Here is a 20,010-nt window from a genome sequence, read left to right on the forward strand (position 1 = left end):
CCTGAACGTTTCGTAAACCATGGCTTGGTAGCCGAGCACTCCTCCTCATCCTGAGGAGCCCGCAAAGCGGGCGTCTCGAAGGATGGCCGCAGGCGAGATGCGGGCCTTCATGGTTCGAGCCGGCGCTGACGCGCCTCCTCACCATGAGGGTTGAGCAATTTGCTATTCCCCGTTCCAGCCGCAGGCGCGGAGTTTTTCGTGCATGTGGGGCGGGGCCGGCGCGACCACGCGGACCGGGTCCTTGTTCCGGGAGATCGGCACCACGATCTCGCGGGAATGCAGGTGCAGCTTCGGCTCGCCGAAACGCGGACCGTTGCCGTAAATGTTATCGCCGAAGATCGGCCAGCCGGTCGCCGACGAATGCACCCGCAATTGATGGGTCCGGCCGGTCACCGGTTCCATGGCGAGCCAGGTGAAACCGTCGCCCCGGCCCATCACCTTCCAGTTGGTGACGGCCTTCTGCCCCTCCGGATCAGGCTTCTGCCACCAGCCGCGCTCGGCATTGAGCCGGCCGAGCGGCATGTCGACGGTGCCTTCGTCCTCGGCAGGGCCACCCTCGACCACGGTCCAGTAGGTCTTGCCGATCTTGCCATGCTTGAACAGGAGGCCGAGCGAGGCGGTCGCCTTGCGATGGCGGCCGAGCACCAGGCAGCCGGAGGTGTCCTTGTCCAGCCGGTGGGCCAGCACCGGCGGCCGTGGCAGGCCGAAACAGAGCGCGTTGAAGGAGTCCTCCAGATTGGCGCCGCCCTTGGGACCGCGATGCACCGGCAGGCCGGCCGGCTTGTCGATGATCAGCATCAGCCCGTCGCGGTGGAGCACGCGCGCCAAAATCTCGTCGGCGGTCAATTCGGGAACATCGAGCAATTGCAGGACCTTTGGACAAGACTTTCGTTTAGGGGCGGGAACGGCTAACACACCCCCGCCATGAACGATACCACGTCAGATCCCCCCAAGCTGAGCTGGTGGCGCCGCCTGTCCAACGGGCTGAAGCGCACCTCGTCCTCGCTCGGGACCGCGGTCGCCGACCTCGTCACCAAGCGCAAGCTCGACCGCGCCATGCTCGACGACATCGAGGATGTGCTGCTGCGCGCCGACCTCGGCACCTCGGTCGCAGTGCGGATCGCGGATGCGGTCGGCACCGGGCGCTACGACAAGGCGATCTCGGCCGACGAGGTCAAGGACGTGGTCGCGACCGAGGTCGAGAAGGTGCTGGCGCCGGTCGCAAAACCGCTCGAGATCGATGCGGCCAGGAAGCCGTTCGTGATCCTCGTGGTCGGCGTCAATGGCTCCGGCAAGACCACCACCATCGGAAAGCTCTCGCAGAAATTCGCATCCGAAGGCCGCAAGGTGATGCTGGCTGCCGGCGACACGTTTCGCGCAGCCGCGATCGAGCAGCTCAAGGTCTGGGGCGAGCGCACCAAGACCCCGGTCATTGCCGGCGCGCAGGGCTCCGACTCGGCGAGCCTCGCCTTCAATGCGCTGACGGCGGCGAAAGAGCAGGCCGTCGATGTGCTCCTGATCGACACCGCCGGCCGCTTGCAGAACAAGGCCGAGCTGATGAACGAGCTCGAGAAGGTCGTGCGCGTGATCCGCAAGGTGGACGACACTGCGCCGCATGCCGTGCTGCTGGTGCTGGACGCAACCGTCGGCCAGAATGCGCTGTCGCAGGTCGAGGCCTTCCATCGCACTGCCGGCGTCACCGGCCTCGTGATGACCAAGCTCGACGGCACTGCGCGCGGCGGCATTCTGGTGGCGCTCGCTGAGAAATTCAAACTGCCGGTGCATTTCATCGGCGTCGGCGAAGGCGTCGACGATCTCGCGCCGTTCACCGCGCGCGATTTCGCCCGTGCCATCGCTGGAATCGAAAGCTAGAGAATGGACAAGACCCAGCCGCATCCGCTGTTCAAGCTTGCGACCGAGCTCGGTCCGCTGCTCGTGTTCTTCTTCGTCAATGCGAAGTTCAATCTGTTCGCCGCGACCGGCGCCTTCATGGTCGCGATCGTGGCGGCGATGGTCGCCTCCTATGTGGTGACGCGCCACATCCCGATCATGGCGATCGTGACCGGCGTGATCGTGCTGGTGTTCGGCACGCTGACGCTGGTGCTGCATGACGAGACCTTCATCAAGGTCAAGCCGACCATCATCTACGGGCTGTTTGCCGCGATCCTCGGCGGCGGGCTTCTGTTCGGCCGCTCCTTCATCGCCGTGATGTTCGACCAGATGTTCAATCTGACGCCGCAGGGCTGGCGTATCCTCACCTTGCGCTGGGCGCTGTTCTTCGCCGGCATGGCGGTGCTGAACGAGATCGTCTGGCGCACCCAGAGCACGGACTTCTGGGTGAACTTCAAGGTGTTCGGCGTCACGCCCATCACCATGATCTTCGCCATCGCCCAGATGCCGCTGACCAAGCGCTACGGCGTCGAGCCGGTCTCGCTGGAGACCAGCGAGGCCGAGGCGGGGGATGTGCGGAAGGGGTGAGGGTCTTTCGCGAGCGAAGGCGCGCAACCCACCCTCATCTGTCATCGCCCGACTTGATCGGGCGATCCAGTATTCCAGAGACAACAGTGAGATACGGAGAGGCCGCGGCGTACTGGATGCCCCGGTCAAGCCGGGGCATGACTGCAGTGTGTGTGGCCGAGTGCCTCGCGCACGAGCGCCGCGTCAGCTCCCCGCCTTCAACGCCTTCACCATCTGCGGCAGCAGCACCGCCCTGTAATTTTCCGGCGTGATCGGGCCGACCAGCTTGTAGACGATGGTGCCCTCGGGGCCGACGACGAAGGTCTCCGGCACGCCATAGACGCCCCATTCGATCGAGGCGCGGCCGTTGGCGTCGGTGCCGACGCGGCCGAACGGATTGCCGTAGCGGCCGAGGAAACGCCGCGCGTTGTCGGGCGCATCCTTGTAATTGATGCCGACCATCTGGAAGCGCTTGTCGCCGGCGAGCTCGGTCAGCAGCGGCGCTTCGTCGTGACAGGGCACGCACCAGGAGGCCCAGACGTTGACGAGGCTGACCTTGCCCTTGAACGCGGCGGGATCGAGCCCGGGCACCTGCGCGCCGCCGGCCTGCAATCCCTCGAGCGGCGGCAGCGTGGTCTGCGGCGCGGGCCGGCCGATCAGCGCGGACGGAATTCGCGAAGGATCGCCGCTGCCGAGCCGGAACCAGAACAGCACGGCAAGGGCGATGAAGGCGAGCAGCGGCAGCACCATCAGGAAGGTGCGGCGCTGCGGCGGTGCCGAGGTCGATTGCTCGCTCATGTCGTCGTTCTTGGCGTGTCCACGGCGCTGCGGCCCGAGCGGCGGGTGACGCCGCTGCGGTCGAGCGCGCGCAAGCGCTGGGTCTGGTTGCGATAGTCGAACACGACCCAGCCGATCAGGATCGCGACAACGATGGCTGCGGCCGCATAGGATGTCACGATGAAGGATGCGTAGGGACCGAGCGACATCGTCATGCAGCTCCCTCTGACGCGTTTCCTTGACGCGAACCGGGGCTTAACTCGCTTGAAAACGCGACGCGGCTCGCCTGCATCATCTGCAGGGAGCGGACACGGCGTCGCAAAATCTCGTTGCGCATCGCAGCCAGGTGCAGCGTGACGAACAGCAGCGTGAATGCGATCGCCATCACGAGAAGTGGAATCAGGAACGATTTGTCGAGCGTCGAGCCGCCCATGCGCATCACCGAGGCCGGTTGATGCAGCGTATTCCACCAATCGACCGAGAATTTGATGATCGGCAGATTGATCGCGCCGACCAGCGTCAGCACGGCGGCTGCGCGTGCCGCGCGCGAGGGATCTTCCACCGCGCGCCACAGCGCCATCAGGCCGAGATACATCAGAAAGAGAATCAGCACCGACGTCAGCCGCGCATCCCATTCCCAATAGGTGCCCCACATCGGCCGGCCCCACAGCGAGCCCGTCAGCAGCGCCAGGAAGGTGAAGGCTGCGCCGATGGGAGCTGCGGCTTTCGCGGCGACGTCGGCCAGCGGATGCCGCCAAACCAATGTTCCCAGTGAAGCCACGCTCATCACGCCCCAGACGAACATCGACAGCCACGCATTGGGCACGTGGATGAACATGATCTTCACGGTCGCGCCCTGCTGATAATCGTCGGGCGCGTACGCCGATTGATAGAGGCCGATCGCGAGCAGGATGACGGTCGCGGCCGCGAGCCACGGCAGCACCCGCGCTGAGAGCGCGAGGAACCTGGTGGGATTGGCGAGGTCGATCAGCGTCATGGCATTCTGATAATCACAGGTCGGCGCTCACGCAATCAGCACGAATGCGCGCAGCGAAAGTTGATCGGGGTCAAGGCAAGCGAACTCATTCAGTCCAGTCCATGTTTCAGGCTCGCCGCCGCCGCAAACGGGCCGATCACGAGGCTGACCAGCGACAGCGCACAGAGGATCGAGAACGGCGCGCCGAACGTCATGGGGCCGACGATCGCGGCCTGCGAGGCCGCGACCCCGAAGATCAGGACCGGAATCGACAGCGGCAGCACCAGCACGGCCATCAAGAGGCCGCCGCGATGCAGGGTCACGGCCAGCGCCGCGCCGATCATGCCGGTAAAGGTCAGCGCCGGCGTTCCCGCCAGCAGCGTCAGCGCCACCGCACCGGTCGCGACCATGTCGAGGTTGAGCAAGAGGCCCAGCACCGGGGTTGCGACAATCAGCGGCAGGCCGGCCGCCAGCCAATGCGCCAGCGCCTTGGCCGCGCAGGCCAGTTCCAGCGGCGTCCGGCTCATCGTGATCAAATCGAGCGAACCGTCCTCGTGGTCGGCCATGAACAGCCGGTCCAGCGTCAGCAGGCTCGCCAGCAGCGCGCCGAGCCACAGGATCGCCGGTCCCAGCCGCGACAACAGCGCCAGGTCCGGCCCCACCGCGAACGGCATCAGCACCACCACGGTCAGGAAGAACAGCACGCCGATCAGCGCCCCGCCGCCGACGCGGAGCGCGATCCGGATATCCCGGCGAATGAGGGCGGCGAGGGCGGTCATGGGGTGGCCCCCCTAAGGTCGTGCGCCGGCCGCGGGCACACTGTGCTCCCTCCCCCCTTGTGGGGGAGGGGCGGGGAGGGGGGTAGCCCCGGGAGAGATGTTTTTGAGAAGTGGGCCGCCAACAACCAGGCGCCTGCGTCGGCAACGCTAGAACCGAAATGCCTTGCCGTGCGGCACCCCCCTCCCTGACCCTCCCCCGCAAGGGGGGAGGGAACGGAGGGAGCCGGGCCGGGCCGCTCGAAAAGCTGAGGGTCTGTCGGAATCACATTGCACCCCCGATCCGCAATTCGCGCGTTTCGATCCCGAGGGGGGCATGGGTCGCCGCGACGATCATCCCGCCGCGGGCGAGATGGTCTCGCATCAACCCGCCAAACATGTCCTGGCCGGCGACATCCAGCGCATTGGTCGGTTCGTCCAGCAGCCAGACCGGGCGGCGGACCGTCAGCAGCCGGGCCAGCGACAGCCTGCGGCGCTGGCCGGCCGACAGGAAGGCCGCGGGCAGATCGGTGGCGTGGTCGAGGCCGACGGTGACGAGGCTTTGTGCGGCGTCGCCGCGCTCGCCGCCTAGAAAATCAGCCCAGAATGACAGATTTTCAGCCACGCTCAGCGCGGGCTTGAGGGCATCGCGGTGGCCGAGATAGTGGCATTGCTCGGGCAGCGTCATGTCGGCGTCGCCCCCGTCCAGTACGATTGTGCCGCCGGCCGGAATGAGCAGGCCGGCAATCAGCCGCAGCAGCGAGGTCTTGCCCGATCCGTTGCGCCCCGTCACCGCCACGGCTTCGCCGGAGACCGCCTCGAAATCGAGCGCCGAAAACACCTCGCGGCCGCCCCGCACGCAAGTCACCCCGCGTCCGGACAACTGCATCTGGCCTGGTCTCAACCCGCTCAAGCCATGCCTCAGGAAACCTTGGGGTAGCGCATCAGAATTTTTGGCTCGCGACTTGCTCGGTACGTTTGTGGCTGTGGCGGCGCGGTTAGAAAGCTTCTATAAGCCCGGAACTACTTGATGCAGCAACTCAACCTGCCCCTGCAAGCGACCCAGCCGGATTCGCTGACGGTGTTAAAATACCCCCTGCCGGGTATAACTAACAATTGGGATTTCCTACATGACCTCGCTCGACAGCTTCAAATGCAAAAAGACCCTCAAGGTCGGCGCCAAGACCTATGTGTATTACAGCCTGCCCACGGCCGAGAAGAATGGTCTGAAGGGAATTTCGAAACTTCCCTATTCGATGAAGGTCCTGCTCGAGAACCTCCTCCGCAATGAGGACGGCCGCTCGGTCAAGAAAGAGGACATCGTCGCGGTCTCGAAGTGGCTGCGCAAGAAGTCGCTGGAGCATGAGATCGCATTCCGCCCGGCGCGCGTGCTGATGCAGGATTTCACCGGCGTGCCGGCGGTGGTCGATCTCGCCGCGATGCGTAACGCGATGCAGAAGCTCGGCGGCGATGCCGAGAAGATCAATCCGCTGGTCCCCGTCGATCTCGTCATCGACCACTCCGTGATCGTGAACTTCTTCGGCGACAACAAGGCTTTCGGCAAGAACGTCGCCGAGGAGTACAAGCAGAACCAGGAGCGCTACGAGTTCCTGAAGTGGGGCCAGAAGGCGTTCTCGAACTTCTCCGTCGTGCCGCCCGGCACCGGCATCTGCCACCAGGTCAATCTCGAATATCTCTCCCAGACGGTGTGGACCAAGAAGGAGAAGATGACGGTCGGCAAGAAGACCGGCACCTTCGAGGTCGCCTATCCCGACTCGCTCGTCGGCACCGACTCCCACACCACCATGGTCAACGGTCTCGCCGTGCTCGGCTGGGGCGTCGGCGGCATCGAGGCGGAAGCCTGCATGCTCGGTCAGCCGTTGTCGATGCTGCTGCCCAACGTCGTCGGCTTCAAGCTGAAGGGCGCGATGAAGGAAGGCGTCACCGCGACCGACCTCGTGCTGACCGTCACGCAGATGCTGCGCAAGCTCGGCGTGGTCGGCAAGTTCGTCGAGTTCTTCGGCCCCGGCCTCGACAATCTCTCCGTCGCCGACAAGGCGACCATCGCCAACATGGCGCCGGAATATGGTGCGACCTGCGGCTTCTTCCCGGTCGACGCTGCTGCGATCGATTACCTCAAGACCTCCGGCCGCGCCGCACCGCGCGTCGCGCTGGTGCAGGCCTATGCGAAGGCGCAAGGGCTCTTCCGCACCGCCAAGTCGGCTGATCCGGTGTTCACGGAAACGCTGACGCTCGATCTCGCCGACGTCGTGCCGTCGATGGCCGGTCCGAAGCGTCCCGAAGGCCGCATCGCGCTGCCGTCGGTCGCCGAAGGCTTTTCGCTCGCGCTCGGCACCGAGTACAAGAAGGCGGAGGAGCCCAACAAGCGCTTTGCCGTCGAAGGCAAGAACTACGAGATCGGCCATGGCGACGTCGTGATCGCCGCCATCACCTCCTGCACCAACACCTCGAACCCGAGCGTGCTGATCGGTGCCGGCCTCCTGGCGCGCAACGCCGCCGCCAAGGGCCTGAAGGCAAAGCCGTGGGTGAAGACTTCGCTGGCTCCGGGCAGCCAGGTGGTCGCGGGCTATCTCGCCGATTCCGGCCTGCAGGCAGATCTCGACAAGGTCGGCTTCAACCTGGTCGGCTTCGGCTGCACCACCTGCATCGGCAATTCCGGCCCGCTGCCGGAAGAGATCTCGAAGTCGATCAACGACAACGGCATCGTCGCCGCCGCCGTGCTCTCCGGTAACCGCAACTTCGAAGGCCGCGTCTCGCCGGACGTGCAGGCGAACTATCTCGCCTCGCCGCCGCTGGTCGTCGCGCACGCGCTCGCCGGCAGCGTCACCAAGAACCTTGCCGTCGAGCCGCTCGGCGAAGGCAAGGACGGCAAGCCGGTGTACCTCAAGGACATCTGGCCGACGACGAAGGAGATCAACGCCTTCATGAAGAAGTTCGTGACCGCGTCGATCTTCAAGAAGAAGTATGCCGACGTGTTCAAGGGCGACACCAACTGGCGCAAGATCAAGACGGTCGAGAGCGAGACCTATCGCTGGAACATGTCGTCGACCTATGTGCAGAACCCGCCCTATTTCGACGGCATGAAGAAGGAGCCGGAGCCGGTCACCGATATCGTCGAGGCACGCATCCTCGCCATGTTCGGCGACAAGATCACCACCGACCACATCTCGCCGGCCGGTTCGATCAAGCTCACCTCGCCCGCTGGCAAATATCTCAGCGAGCACCAGGTGCGTCCCGCCGACTTCAACCAGTACGGCACGCGTCGCGGCAATCATGAAGTCATGATGCGCGGCACCTTCGCCAACATCCGCATCAAGAACTTCATGCTGAAGGGCGCGGATGGAAACATTCCGGAAGGCGGTCTCACCAAGCACTGGCCCGACGGCGAGCAGATGTCGATCTACGACGCCGCGATGAAGTACCAGCAGGAGCAGGTGCCGTTGGTGGTGTTCGCCGGTGCCGAATACGGCAACGGCTCGTCGCGCGACTGGGCCGCGAAGGGGACGCGTCTGCTCGGCGTTCGCGCCGTGATCTGCCAGAGCTTCGAGCGCATCCATCGCTCCAACCTGGTCGGTATGGGCGTGCTGCCGCTGACCTTCGAGGACGGCACCTCCTGGTCGTCGCTCGGCCTGAAGGGCGACGAGAAGGTCACGCTGCGTGGCTTGGTCGGCGACCTGAAGCCGCGCCAGAAGCTGACCGCGGAAATCGTCTCCGGCGACGGTTCGTTGCAGCGCGTTTCGCTGCTTTGCCGCATCGATACGCTGGACGAGCTCGATTACTACCGGAACGGCGGTATCCTGCACTATGTGCTGCGCAAGCTCGCGGCCTAAGCGCGAATTTGTGAACGGTGGCTCACCGCGACGTGAGTAGAAGGTTAAACGAAGGCGGCCTATCACAAGGCCGCCTTTGTACGTTTGCGGCATGTTTCAGATGGGCCCGCCCGGCGACAGTTCGCATCGGACGGTTGAATGTGCCGCGCCCGTAAGATTACGGTGACCATCAGGCGATAGGATATCCCTCCCCGACGACGAGATGTGACGTTCGACATGACTGGAATGATGGCTTCTCATTTGGTTTCGCGATGGTCCGGCGCACTCTGGTCCGGCGCACTCTGGTCGGGAGCGCTCGGCATCTGCGCTATCGTCGCTGTCATCCGTCCCGCCCAGGCCGATCCCCGCGCCGTGGTCGAGCTCTTCACATCGCAGGGCTGCTCGTCCTGCCCGCCCGCGGACAAGGTCATCGGCGACCTCGCCAAGGATCCTTCGATCATCGCGCTGAGCATGCCGATCGACTATTGGGATTATCTCGGCTGGAAGGACACGCTGGCAGATTCACGTTTCTCGGCGCGGCAGCGCGCCTATTCACGCATGCGCGGTGACCGCGAGGTCTACACGCCGCAGGTCGTGGTCAACGGCGCCACCCACGTCATCGGCAGCGATCGCGCCGGCATCGAAAGCGCGATCGGCAAGACCGACGCGGGCACAGGCGTGATGAGCGTGCCGGTGACGATGTCGCTGGCAGGCAAACAGATCAACGTGTCGGTGGCGGCGAGCAAGGAGCCGGCGATCTCGCACGGCGAGGTCTGGATCTGCTCGATTGCGAAGTCGGTGCCGATCGAAATCAGCCGCGGCGAAAATCGCGGTCAGCAGATCACCTACCACAACGTCGTGCGGAATCTGCTCAAGGTCGGCGACTGGAACGGACATCCGGAAAGCTGGACGGTCCCGCTGGAGAATCTCACCTCGCGCGATGGCGTCGACGGCGCGGTGGTCTATGTCCAGGACGGCAGCCGCGAGAAGCCCGGTGCGATGCTGGGCGCGGCGTACACGTCGCTGCACTGAAGCGCGCTTCGCTTTCGCTCTGCCGCGAACTCCATCTCAATCCTCATGGTGAGGAGCGCGCCCTTGCGCGCGTCTCGAACCATGCGGGCCCGCTGACGCATCCCGGCCTTTCATCCTTCGAGACGCCGCGAATGCGCGGCTCCTCAGGATGAGGGGCGAGAGGCTTCGCGCGGATGTTCGGAGAGCAGTTCGTCGCGGCGGCAACACCCCGACACAAACAAAAAAGGACCAACTTGCGTTGGCCCTCCTTGTCGCGCGTACAGACCCGATCCTGTCCGACCCCGGGGGGCTGGGGGCTGAGGAATCCGGAACCGAAAGGACCGGGTCAACGCACACAAGTCTTTTCGCAATGCAGGGCGGCGGGCGATGGGCGGAAAAGCGGCGATCCTGTGATTCTTGCTAACGATCCCGTGACGGTTTGCCACTGAGAAGTTCCACCGTTGCGTGTGTCATGATTCGCAACCCGGGCGAGCTGAGCAGCGGTCCCTCAAGAGGTCCTTCAAGAGGCCCTTGCGGCGGGGAACAGTTGGCGCAATCATGCAATTGTCATGATCCGCGGCTCCGGGGACGGTCTTCGCGGAGGCGGGTCGTGCTGATGCGACAGGAGGCGCTGCATGAGTTTGACGCCGGAGGATGCCGATCCGAGCGAGCAGCGCGCAGTGGCGCGCCCCGCCGCTGCGAACGCCCAGCCGAACCGGGTGACGTTCAACCGGCTCGAGCTGAACCGAATTCTCAATCTCTATGGCCGCATGGTGGCCGACGGCGAGTGGCGCGACTATGCCATCGACTTCCTGAAGGACCGTGCGGTGTTCTCGGTCTATCGCCGCGCCTCCGAAGTGCCGATCTATCGCATCGAGAAGGATCCGCGTCTGGCCCGCAAGCAGGGCATGTACAGCGTGATCACGGCGACCGGCCTGATCCTGCGCCGCGGCCACGAGCTCGACCGCGTCCTGCTGGTGATCGACCGGAAGCTGGCGGTGGTGTAGCCAAGCGAACGGTGCCGTAGGGTGGGCAAAGCGAAGCGTGCCCACGACCTTTTGAGATAGAGAGAGATGGTGGGCACGGCGCTTCGCGCCTTTGCCCACCCTACGAGACTTATTGCCCCGGCACCGTCTTCGCGCCCTCGCCGAGATCCCGCTGCATCATCACCGTATCCAGCCAGCGGCCGAATTTCAGGCCGACATTCGGATGCGTGCCGATCATCTTGAAGCCGCCCCTGGTGTGCACGCCGATCGAGCCGGCATTGGCGGAATCGCCGATCACCGCGATCATCTGGCGGAAGCCGCGCCCCTCGCATTCGGTGATCAGCCGCTCCAGCAGCATCGAGCCGATGCCGCGGCGGTGGAAGGAGGGGTCGAGATAGATCGAGTTCTCGACCGTGAAGCGATAGGCCGGACGGGGCCGGTAGGCGCCGGCATAGGCGTAGCCGGCGACGCGGCCGTCGAGGATGGCGACGAAATAGGGATAGCCACCGTCGACCAGCGCGCGATAGCGCCGCGTCATTTCGGCGAGGTCGGGCGGCTCCAGCTCGAACGTCGCGGTGCCCTCGCGGACGGCCTGCTGATAGATGGCGGTGATGGCGGGGAGGTCGGCCTCGATGGTGGGCCTGATTTCGGGTGCGGACATGGGGGGAAGATTAGAGCGTTCTCGCCACGGCTGGAAGGGGCAGGGATGCTTCCTTACCCGTCATTGCGAGCGCAGCGAAGCAATCCAGAAATGCGTCCGCGTCGGGGCTCTGGATTGCTTCCGTCTTCGCCAAAGGCTTTTGCGGACAACAAGTCGTCGCGAGAGCCAGCCCCAAACAAAAACCCCGGCCTTTCGGCCGGGGTTCGTGTCCGTTCTCTCGGGTCTGGCGCTTAGTCGCGCTGGCCGAGGAGCTGCAGCAGCAGCGTGAACAGGTTGATGAAGTTCAAGTACAGCGACAGCGCACCGGAGATCGCCGCACGCTCGGCGATGTCACCGCCGGCCGAGGCGTAGCCGTAGATGTAGTCGTTCTTCAGGCGCTGCGTATCCCAGGCGGTGAGGCCCGCGAACACGAGGACGCCGACCACCGACACGATGAACTGCAGCGCCGTGCTGGCCAGGAACAGGTTGACCAGGCTCGCGATGATGATGCCGATCAGGCCCATGAACAGGAACGAGCCCATGCCGCTCATGTCACGCTTGGTGGTGTAGCCGTAGAGGCTCAGCGCGCCGAAGGTCGCCGCGGTGATGAAGAACACCCGCACGATCGAGGTGTGCGTGTACACCAGGAAGATCGAGGACAGCGAGATGCCCATCAGCGCCGAGAACACCCAGAACAGGATCTGGGCGGTCGAGGGAGCGAGACGGTTGATGCCGGCCGAGATCACGAACACCATGGCGAGCGGCGCCAGCATGAACAGATACTTCAGCGGGCTCACGAACATCGCGTAGCCGAACGGCGTCAGGAACAGCTTGCCGACGCGGACGGCTTCCGGGGTCGGAACGTCAGTCACGGCAGCCATGTAGACGCCGAGCGCGGCCAGACCGGTGATGGCCAGGCCGATGCTCATGTAATTGTAGATGCGCAGCATGTAGGCGCGCAGACCGGCGTCGACCGTCGCGGCGTCAACACGCCCGGCGGCCCGGCCGAAAGGAGAAGCGTAATTGCGGTCTAGGTCCGACATGGTCGAATTCCCGTTGGTTGCCCGGTCCGGCACGAGGGTTGCCATGCCGCCGGGTCGTCTAATTCTATCTCGGATACCGATGTCTGCCGACATTAATTTTGGCTAACAATCGGGTCTCCGAACCCATCCGATATGTGGGAAACTAACACATTCGCTGCAACCGTCCACGCGCGGCTGAATGTCGCCCTTGTCGCGCAATCCAGACGAGTAGGCGTGGTTAATCGCAAGAATCGTGCGATTCCGCTCCGGCGTAGTCACCCGCTACCTTTTGTCACAAATTGCGCAACACTGTGGCGGGCTTTTTGTTCAACGCCAGCAGCGTGCCGGCGAGCCCGAGCCCGACGGTGACGACCAGGGCGACGACCACCACGCCGGCGGCGCTGCCGGCCTGCCAGACGAAGGTCAGCGTCATCAGCCGCGTCACGATCATCCAGGCCGCGATGCTGCCGGCGATCACGCCGAACACCGCGGTGGCAAGCCCGATCAGGAGATATTCGAGCGCATAGGCGCCGAGCAGCCGCAGCCGCGTGGCGCCGAGCGTCTTCAGGATCACCGCGTCATAGACCCGGTGGCGATGGCCGGCGGCGAGCGCGCCGCCCAGCACCAGGATCGCCGAGATCAGGGTCACGGCGCTGGCGCCGCGGATGGCGAGTGCGAGATTGGTCACGACCGCGCCGACCGTCTCCATCACCTCGCGCACGCGCACGCTCGTCACCATTGGGTAAGCGTCCGCGACCTGCTTGATGATATTGCCGTCGCCGGTCGCATCGCCGCCGGCTTCGGTCAGCGTCGCGATGTGGGTGTGGGGCGCGCCCTTGAACGCGTTCGGCGAGAACACCAGCACGAAATTGATGCCGAGCCCCTGCCAGTCGATGGTGCGGAGATTGCCGATCTTCGCCGGGATGTCGCGGCCGAGCACGTTGACGACGATTTCGTCACCGAGCTTCAGCCCAAGGCCGTCGGCGATCTTCTTCTCCATCGAGACCAGCGGTGGGCCGGAATAGTCGGCGCCCCACCATTCGCCCTCGACCACCTTGGAGCCCTTCGGCAGCTCGCCGGTATAGGTCAGGCCGCGGTCGCTCTGCAGCACCCATTCGGAATCGGTGGTGGGCTTGAGGTCCTCGGCACGGACGCCGCGGGCGGCGACGATGCGCCCGCGTAGCATCGGCACGTCCTCGACCTTCGCGCCAGGGGCGATCTGGCGCAGGTAATCGTCGAACGGTGCGGCCTGGGTGCTCGGAATGTCGATGAAGTAGAACGCCGGCGCGCGATCGGGCAGCGCGGCCAGGAACTGCCGGCGCAGATTGCCGTCGATCTGGGTGATGGTGACGAGCACGGCCAGCCCAAGCCCGAGCGAGAGCACGACCGAGGGCGTCAGCGCGCCCGGCCGGTGGATGTTGGCGATCGCCAGCCGCAGCATGGTGAAGCGCGTGCGCGGCAGCCGGCGCGCGATCGCCATCAGCACGGCGGCGACGCCGCGCAGCACGGCGAACACGACGACGGAGGAGGCCACGAACACCGCAGCGATGCGTTTGTCGAAGGACAGGCCGATCACAACCGCAACCAGCAGGACGACCACGACACCCATGAATGCGAGATAGCTCCAGCGTGGCCGGTGCCATTCGGAAGCAATGGTATCGCGGAACAGTGCGGCGACCGGCACGTCGTGCACGCGCCCGAGCGGCCACAGGCCGAAGGCAAGCGCGGTCAGCAGGCCGTAGACAAAGGACAGCGCGAGCTCGTCGGCATGCACCGCCGGCACCACCGGCAGCGGCAACAGCTTGCCGAACAGGCCGACGATGGCAAACGGCATCGCCGCGCCGAGCGCCAGCCCGATCACCGAGCCGATCCCGGCGAGCAGGACGACTTGCGCGAGGTAGATGCCGAACACGTCGCGGCCCGTGGCGCCGACGGCCTTGAAGGCCGCGATCACCTCGAGCCGGCGGTCGATATGGCTCTTCACGGCGTTGGCGACGCCGACGCCGCCGACCAGCAGGGCGGCGAGGCCGACCAGGGTCAGGAATTGCGTGAAGCGCCCGATATTGCGCTCGAGCTGCGGCGAGGCATTGGAGCGGCTGCGGACTTCCCAGCCGGCCTGCGGCGCGGCGTTGCGCGCGTCCGCGATGAAGGCGTCGGTGGCACGATCGCTGTTGGCGGTGTCCGGCAGTTTGACGCGGTAGACCCAGCGCACCAGGCTGCCGGGCTGGATCAGCCCGGTGGCGCGCAGGGCCGCCTCGCTGATCAGGAAGCGCGGACCAAAGCCGATGCCGCCGGCGAGCTTGTCGGGCTCGGCCTCGACGCTGGAGCGGATCTGGAACGTCGCCGAGCCGATGGTGACGCGGTCGCCGATCTTGAGCGACAGCCGCGCCAGCAGCGTCGGATCGGCGGCGGCACCGAATGCGCCGTCGCGCATCGCGAGCAGATCGGTCAGCGGGACTTGCGGCGCCAGCGTCAATTGGCCGAGCATCGGATAGGTGTCGTCGACCGCCTTCATCTCGACCAGCGCCAGCTTGCCATCGGCCGAGCGCGCCATGCCGCGCAGGGTCGAGGCCACGGAGACGGTGCCGCGCGAGCGCAGGAAGGCCACCTCTTCGGGTTTCGCCTCGCGCTGGAACAGCACGAAGGAGACGTCGCCGCCGAGCAGTGTACGTCCCTCGCGGGCAAGGCCGTCGCTGAGGCTCGCCGACACCGAGCCGACGCCGGCGATCGCCATCACGCCGAGCGCGATGCAGGCGATGAAGACGTAGAAGCCGCGCAAGCCCCCGCGCAATTCGCGCAGCGCATAGCGCAGCGACAGCGCGACGCCGTTCGGCTTCGCAAACGGTTCGATAGCGGTGCTCATGCGTTGGTCGTCTGCGTGTCGATGCGGCCCGAGCGCAGGCGGATCACGCGATCGCAGCGATGCGCGAGCGAGGAATCGTGCGTGACCAGCACCAGCGTCATGCCGCGCTCGGCATGCTTGGTGAACAAGAGATCGACGATCTGCTTGCCGGTCGCCTCGTCGAGATTGCCGGTCGGCTCGTCGGCGACGAGGATGGCGGGATCGGGTGCCAGCGCGCGCGCCAGCGCCACGCGCTGCTGCTCGCCGCCGGAGAGCTGCGTCGGATAATGATGCAGGCGATCGCCGAGCCCGACCGATTGCAGCTCCTCGGCTGCGCGCTTGTTGGCATCGGGATTGCCGGCGAGCTCGAGCGGCACGGCGACGTTCTCCAGCGCCGTCATGGTCGGGATCAGATGGAAGGACTGGAAGACGATGCCGACCTGGCGGCCGCGGAAGCGAGCGAGCGCGTCCTCGTCGAGGGCATTGAAAGGCGTGCCTGACACCACCACCTCTCCGCTATCAGGACGCTCCAGCCCCGCCATCACCATCAGCAGCGTGGATTTGCCCGAGCCTGACGGGCCGATCAGGCCGATCGTCTCCCCCGAGCCGACGCGCAAGCTGATATCCTTGAGGATGTGAACGCGTGCCGCCCCCGACCCCAATGAGAGATTGACGTTGGAGATGGCGATGGTGTCCGGCGCGGTGCCGGCGAGCGAAGAGGATTCGATGCGACTGTCCATGGTCCGGTCATATGGCAACTCCGCACGCGCGGTCGAGAGGCGTTACGGTTTCTTCATGCACATAGCCGTGTTGATGCTCGCTTTGATGACGGTCGGTGGCCCGGCTTGGGCAGAAACGACAAAGCCGATCAAGCTTGTCGTTCTGGGCGATTCCCTGAGCGCCGGTCTCGGCCTTCCGGCCCAGCAGGCGTTTCCGGCCAAGCTGCAAAAGGCCTTGCAGGCCAAAGGCATAGCGGTTGACATGATCAACGCGGGCGTCTCCGGCGACACCTCGTCCGGCGGCCGCGACCGGCTCGACTGGTCGGTGCCCGAGGGAACCGAGGGCGTCATCGTCGAACTCGGCGCCAACGACGCGATGCGCGGCATCGATCCCGACTTGACGCGCGCGGCGCTGACCGACATCGTTACGCGTCTCAGGGCGCGCAAGATCGCCGTGATGCTGTGTGGCATGCTGGCGCCGCCGAATTTCGGCGCAGACTACGGCGCGCGCTTCAATTCGATTTATCCGGATTTGGCAAAACAGTTCGATCTGCCGCTCTATCCCTTCTTCCTCGAAGGTGTCGCGGCCGATGCCAAGCTCAACCAGGCCGACGGCATTCATCCGACCGCTGAAGGCGTCGATATCGTCGTCAACAACATGCTGCCCACGGTGGAGGCATTCCTGCGCACGATCGGCGAGCAGCGCCGTTGAAAAGCAGGCAATGCTAACCCTAACACCCAGGGTTTTCCCGGTGTAGCCTTGGCAACACTTCGCAGAGTCACACAACTGCGATAGGAATCAGGGTACCGGTGATTCGTCGCCGGCTCTAATTTGGATAGGGTCCTTGCTGAGAGGACCGTACCCAAGCATCGGGAGTGAGAAACGATGCCGCGTTTGTTCACTGGTCTGGAAATTCCGGCCGAGATCGGCCAGTCGCTTTCCAATCTCAGGGGCGGCCTTCCCGGCGCCCGGTGGATCGATCCCGAAAATTATCACGTTACATTACGCTTCATCGGCGACATCGACGGCATCTCCGCCAACGAGATCGCATCGATGTTGTTTCGCGTCGATCGCAAGCCCTTCGAAGTGAAGGTGCAGGGCTTGCAAAGCTTCGGTGGCCGCAAGCCGCGCGCGGTGGTCGCCACCATCGCGCCGAGCAGGCCGCTGATGGAATTGCAGGCCGAGCTCGAACGCATGATGCAGCGGATCGGCCTCGATCCCGAAGGGCGCAAATTCATTCCGCATGTCACGCTGGCCCGGCTGCACGACGCCACCGACCGTGACGTCGCCGACTATCTCTCGATCCGCGGCTACTTCCCGAGCAAGGCGTTCATGGCGGAGCGGTTCGTGCTGTTCTCGTCGCGCGCGTCGACCGGCGGCGGCCCCTATGTGGTCGAGGACGCCTACGAGCTGTGCGAGTAGGTCGCTCGCGACGATGTACGAAACAGTGGGTCCCCGCTCTGCGCAGCGGGACGGGGAACGCATAGCGCCCCGCACCAATTGACGGCTTGCAATTTCCGCCGGTCTCTGGCGGTAAGGAGCGATGCTCTCCACCCAGAATTCCTCCTTCAGCGAAGCATATCAGGCCCAGATCGCATCCGGCGCGATCGAGCCCGATGCCGCGCAGGCCGACGTCGCCGAGGCCTACACGGCGCTCGACCTGCGGCTCGCGAACTACAAGCCGCAGCGCAAGCAGGGGCTGCTCGCCCGCTTGTTCAGCGGCGGCGACAAGGATGAGGCGCCGCGCGGACTCTACGTCCATGGTGAGGTCGGCCGCGGCAAGACCATGCTGATGGATCTGTTCTTCCAGCACTCCACCGTCGAGCACAAGCGGCGCGCGCATTTCCACGAATTCATGGCGGAAGCGCATGAGCGCATCTACGACTATCGCCAGGGCATCGCGCGCGGCGAGATCGCCGACGGCGACGTCATCGCGCTGACCGCGCATGCGATCTTCGAGGAGAGCTGGCTGCTCTGCTTCGACGAATTCCACGTCACCGACATCGCGGACGCGATGATCCTCGGCCGCCTGTTCGCGAAGCTGTTCGAGCTCGGCACCGTCGTGGTCGCGACCTCCAACGTCGCGCCCGATGATCTCTACAAGGGCGGCCTGAACCGCGCGCTGTTCCTGCCCTTCATCAAGCAGATCACCGACCACATGGACGTGCGGCGGCTGGATGCGCGCACCGATTTCCGGCTGGAAAAACTTCAGGGCGTGCCGATGTGGCTGACGCCCGCGGATGGCGACGCCGATGCTGCGCTCAACAAAGCCTGGGCGAAGATGACGGGTAACGCCAAGTGCAAGTCGCGCGACATCCAGATCAAGGGCCGCACCCTGCACGTGCCGTGCTCGGCCCATGGTGTGGCGCGCTTTGGCTTCGCCGATCTCTGCGAGAAGCCGCTCGGCGCATCCGACTACCTCAGGCTGGCGCACGACTATCACACGATCCTGGTCGACCATATTCCAGTGATGGATTTCTCCCAGCGCAACGCCGCCAAGCGCTTCATCACGCTGATCGACACCCTCTATGACAATGCCGTGAAGCTGATGGCCTCGGCCGATGCCAACCCGATCTCGCTCTACCTCGCCCACGAAGGCAACGAGGCGATGGAGTTCAAGCGGACCTCGTCGCGTCTGATCGAGATGAGCTCGGAATCCTATCTGGCGCTGCCTCACGGCCGCAAGGATTCCACCGCCAGCGGCTCCACCAAGGGTTTGGTCGAGACTTAAGTCCTATTTGCCAGCGCTGTCATTCCGCCGCGCCGGCCTTCGCGGGCGAGCTCGAAATCTGGTGCGTGACTTTCGGGTTAACGCCCACGCGCGCCCGGGAATGACAGGGTTGCGCTCGGATGCGCAGCAAGCCCGACAATTGGGCATTGGGCGACTTGAACGGCGGAAGCGAAAGGGATAACCACCCTCTCAGTTTTCCCCTCCTCACGTGTCTAAAGGACAGGTTCACATGGCGCGCGACAAGATTGCTTTGATTGGCTCCGGTCAGATCGGCGGAACGCTGGCTCACCTCATCGGCCTGAAAGAACTGGGCGACGTCGTGATGTTCGACATTGCCGAGGGCGTGCCGCAGGGCAAGGCGCTCGACATCGCGCAGTCCTCGCCGGTCGACGGGTTTGACGCGCACTACACCGGTGCGAACTCCTACGAAGCCCTCGACAACGCCAAGGTCTGCATCGTCACCGCCGGCGTGCCGCGCAAGCCCGGCATGAGCCGCGACGACCTCCTCTCCATCAACCTCAAGGTCATGGAGCAGGTCGGCGCCGGTATCAAGAAGTACGCCCCCGACGCGTTCGTCATCTGCATCACCAATCCGCTCGACGCCATGGTCTGGGCGCTGCAGAAGGCCTCGGGCCTGCCGCACAAGAAGGTCGTCGGCATGGCCGGCGTGCTCGACTCCTCGCGCTTCCGCTACTTCCTGGCCGACGAGTTCAACGTCTCCGTTGAAGACGTCACCGCCTTCGTGCTCGGCGGTCACGGCGACACCATGGTGCCGCTGGTGAAGTACTCCACCGTCGCCGGCATCCCGCTGCCTGACCTCGTCAAGATGGGCTGGACCTCGCAGGCGCGCCTCGACGAGATCGTCGACCGCACCCGCAACGGCGGCGCCGAGATCGTCAATCTGCTCAAGACCGGCTCGGCCTTCTACGCGCCCGCCGCTTCGGCGATCGCGATGGCCGAGAGCTATCTGCGTGACAAGAAGCGCGTGCTGCCGTCGGCCGCCTACCTCAACGGCGAATACGGCGTGAAGGACATGTATGTCGGCGTCCCCGTCGTGATCGGCTCCAAGGGCGTCGAGCGCGTCGTCGAGATCGAACTCGCCGGCAAGGACCGCGAGGCCTTCGACAAGTCGGTCGGCGCAGTGCAGGGCCTGGTAGACGCCTGCAAGAAGATCGCACCCGACCTTCTCGGCCGCTAAGGGCAAGCAGTCCCCGCCGAAGATCGAAACCCGGTCTTCGGCGGTTTCATTTCCGGGCCCCGGCT

The 20,010-nt window shown here is 65.0% G+C and carries 19 protein-coding genes; 9 read left to right on the top strand and 10 right to left on the bottom strand.

Annotated features, from left to right (window positions below; translation table 11 throughout):
• Positions 1-162 precede the first annotated feature (162 nt).
• Entirely contained in the window at positions 163-864 is a 702-nt protein-coding gene (locus tag NLM31_RS01930; RefSeq protein WP_254191307.1) for an RluA family pseudouridine synthase, read from the bottom strand.
• A gap of 60 nt (positions 865-924) precedes the next feature.
• Between NLM31_RS01930 and ftsY the strand changes: the two genes are divergently transcribed.
• The gene (ftsY, locus tag NLM31_RS01935; RefSeq protein WP_254127645.1) at positions 925-1,872 is read left to right on the top strand and encodes a signal recognition particle-docking protein FtsY; all 948 of its coding nucleotides are present in this window, start codon (positions 925-927) and stop codon (positions 1,870-1,872) included.
• Between the two features lie 3 nt (positions 1,873-1,875).
• Complete coding sequence (locus NLM31_RS01940) at positions 1,876-2,478, top strand: septation protein A (protein ID WP_254127646.1); 603 nt, start codon at positions 1,876-1,878, stop codon at positions 2,476-2,478.
• Between the two features lie 183 nt (positions 2,479-2,661).
• On the opposite strand, the gene NLM31_RS01945 is transcribed toward NLM31_RS01940, so the two are convergent.
• From NLM31_RS01945 to ccmA, 5 genes are all read right to left on the bottom strand, one after another.
• Positions 2,662-3,255: a DsbE family thiol:disulfide interchange protein gene (locus NLM31_RS01945; RefSeq protein WP_254127647.1), complete on the bottom strand. Its 594-nt coding sequence runs from the start codon at positions 3,253-3,255 to the stop codon at positions 2,662-2,664.
• On the bottom strand, positions 3,252-3,449 hold the full coding sequence (gene ccmD, locus NLM31_RS01950) for a heme exporter protein CcmD (protein WP_254127648.1): 198 nt from the start codon (positions 3,447-3,449) through the stop codon (positions 3,252-3,254). The genes NLM31_RS01945 and ccmD overlap by 4 nt, the downstream gene beginning before the upstream one ends.
• A complete protein-coding gene (locus tag NLM31_RS01955; RefSeq protein WP_254127649.1) occupies positions 3,446-4,231 on the bottom strand; it encodes a heme ABC transporter permease in 786 nt (261 codons plus the stop codon). Before NLM31_RS01955 ends, ccmD begins: the two co-directional genes overlap by 4 nt.
• Positions 4,232-4,320: 89 nt before the next feature.
• Positions 4,321-4,989: a heme exporter protein CcmB gene (gene ccmB / locus NLM31_RS01960; RefSeq protein ID WP_128963386.1), complete on the bottom strand. Its 669-nt coding sequence runs from the start codon at positions 4,987-4,989 to the stop codon at positions 4,321-4,323.
• Between the two features lie 262 nt (positions 4,990-5,251).
• Positions 5,252-5,854, bottom strand: coding sequence for a heme ABC exporter ATP-binding protein CcmA (gene ccmA / locus NLM31_RS01965; RefSeq protein WP_254191308.1), 603 nt, complete (start codon positions 5,852-5,854; stop codon positions 5,252-5,254).
• A 241-nt stretch (positions 5,855-6,095) separates the two neighbouring features.
• On the opposite strand from ccmA, the gene acnA reads away from it, so the two are divergent.
• The 3 genes from acnA (at position 6,096) to NLM31_RS01980 (ending at position 10,813) form a co-directional block, all read left to right on the top strand.
• Positions 6,096-8,816: an aconitate hydratase AcnA gene (acnA, locus tag NLM31_RS01970; protein WP_254127651.1), complete on the top strand. Its 2,721-nt coding sequence runs from the start codon at positions 6,096-6,098 to the stop codon at positions 8,814-8,816.
• 216 nt (positions 8,817-9,032) lie between these two features.
• Positions 9,033-9,827 carry a thioredoxin family protein gene (locus NLM31_RS01975; RefSeq protein ID WP_254191309.1) on the top strand — a complete coding sequence of 265 codons (795 nt, stop codon included), beginning with the start codon at positions 9,033-9,035 and terminating at the stop codon, positions 9,825-9,827.
• Positions 9,828-10,441: 614 nt separating this feature from the next.
• Positions 10,442-10,813: a DUF2794 domain-containing protein gene (locus tag NLM31_RS01980; RefSeq protein WP_254127653.1), complete on the top strand. Its 372-nt coding sequence runs from the start codon at positions 10,442-10,444 to the stop codon at positions 10,811-10,813.
• A 109-nt stretch (positions 10,814-10,922) separates the two neighbouring features.
• Here NLM31_RS01980 and NLM31_RS01985 read toward each other — a convergent pair whose 3' ends face one another.
• The 4 genes from NLM31_RS01985 to NLM31_RS02000 all read right to left on the bottom strand — a co-directional run bounded on the left by NLM31_RS01985 (position 10,923) and on the right by NLM31_RS02000 (position 16,036).
• Positions 10,923-11,453: a GNAT family N-acetyltransferase gene (locus NLM31_RS01985; RefSeq protein WP_254127654.1), complete on the bottom strand. Its 531-nt coding sequence runs from the start codon at positions 11,451-11,453 to the stop codon at positions 10,923-10,925.
• A 230-nt stretch (positions 11,454-11,683) separates the two neighbouring features.
• Positions 11,684-12,475 (bottom strand): Bax inhibitor-1/YccA family protein, encoded by a 792-nt coding sequence (locus NLM31_RS01990; RefSeq protein ID WP_234684314.1) that lies wholly within the window; start codon positions 12,473-12,475, stop codon positions 11,684-11,686.
• Between the two features lie 271 nt (positions 12,476-12,746).
• A complete protein-coding gene (locus NLM31_RS01995) occupies positions 12,747-15,317 on the bottom strand; it encodes an ABC transporter permease (RefSeq protein WP_254191310.1) in 2,571 nt (856 codons plus the stop codon).
• Positions 15,314-16,036 carry an ABC transporter ATP-binding protein gene (locus tag NLM31_RS02000; RefSeq protein WP_254191311.1) on the bottom strand — a complete coding sequence of 241 codons (723 nt, stop codon included), beginning with the start codon at positions 16,034-16,036 and terminating at the stop codon, positions 15,314-15,316. The genes NLM31_RS01995 and NLM31_RS02000 overlap by 4 nt, the downstream gene beginning before the upstream one ends.
• A 55-nt stretch (positions 16,037-16,091) precedes the next feature.
• Between NLM31_RS02000 and NLM31_RS02005 the strand changes: the two genes are divergently transcribed.
• The 4 genes from NLM31_RS02005 (at position 16,092) to mdh (ending at position 19,945) form a co-directional block, all read left to right on the top strand.
• Positions 16,092-16,727 carry an arylesterase gene (locus NLM31_RS02005; RefSeq protein WP_254135186.1) on the top strand — a complete coding sequence of 212 codons (636 nt, stop codon included), beginning with the start codon at positions 16,092-16,094 and terminating at the stop codon, positions 16,725-16,727.
• 174 nt (positions 16,728-16,901) lie between these two features.
• Positions 16,902-17,438 carry an RNA 2',3'-cyclic phosphodiesterase gene (gene thpR, locus NLM31_RS02010; RefSeq protein WP_254127657.1) on the top strand — a complete coding sequence of 179 codons (537 nt, stop codon included), beginning with the start codon at positions 16,902-16,904 and terminating at the stop codon, positions 17,436-17,438.
• 121 nt (positions 17,439-17,559) lie between these two features.
• Positions 17,560-18,747, top strand: coding sequence for a cell division protein ZapE (zapE, locus tag NLM31_RS02015; protein ID WP_254191312.1), 1,188 nt, complete (start codon positions 17,560-17,562; stop codon positions 18,745-18,747).
• A gap of 229 nt (positions 18,748-18,976) precedes the next feature.
• Complete coding sequence (mdh, locus tag NLM31_RS02020; protein WP_094972741.1) at positions 18,977-19,945, top strand: malate dehydrogenase; 969 nt, start codon at positions 18,977-18,979, stop codon at positions 19,943-19,945.
• The last annotated feature ends 65 nt before the right edge of the window (positions 19,946-20,010 follow it).

The sequence above is a fragment of the Bradyrhizobium sp. CCGUVB4N genome (genome assembly GCF_024199945.1).
GTDB lineage: Bacteria > Pseudomonadota > Alphaproteobacteria > Rhizobiales > Xanthobacteraceae > Bradyrhizobium.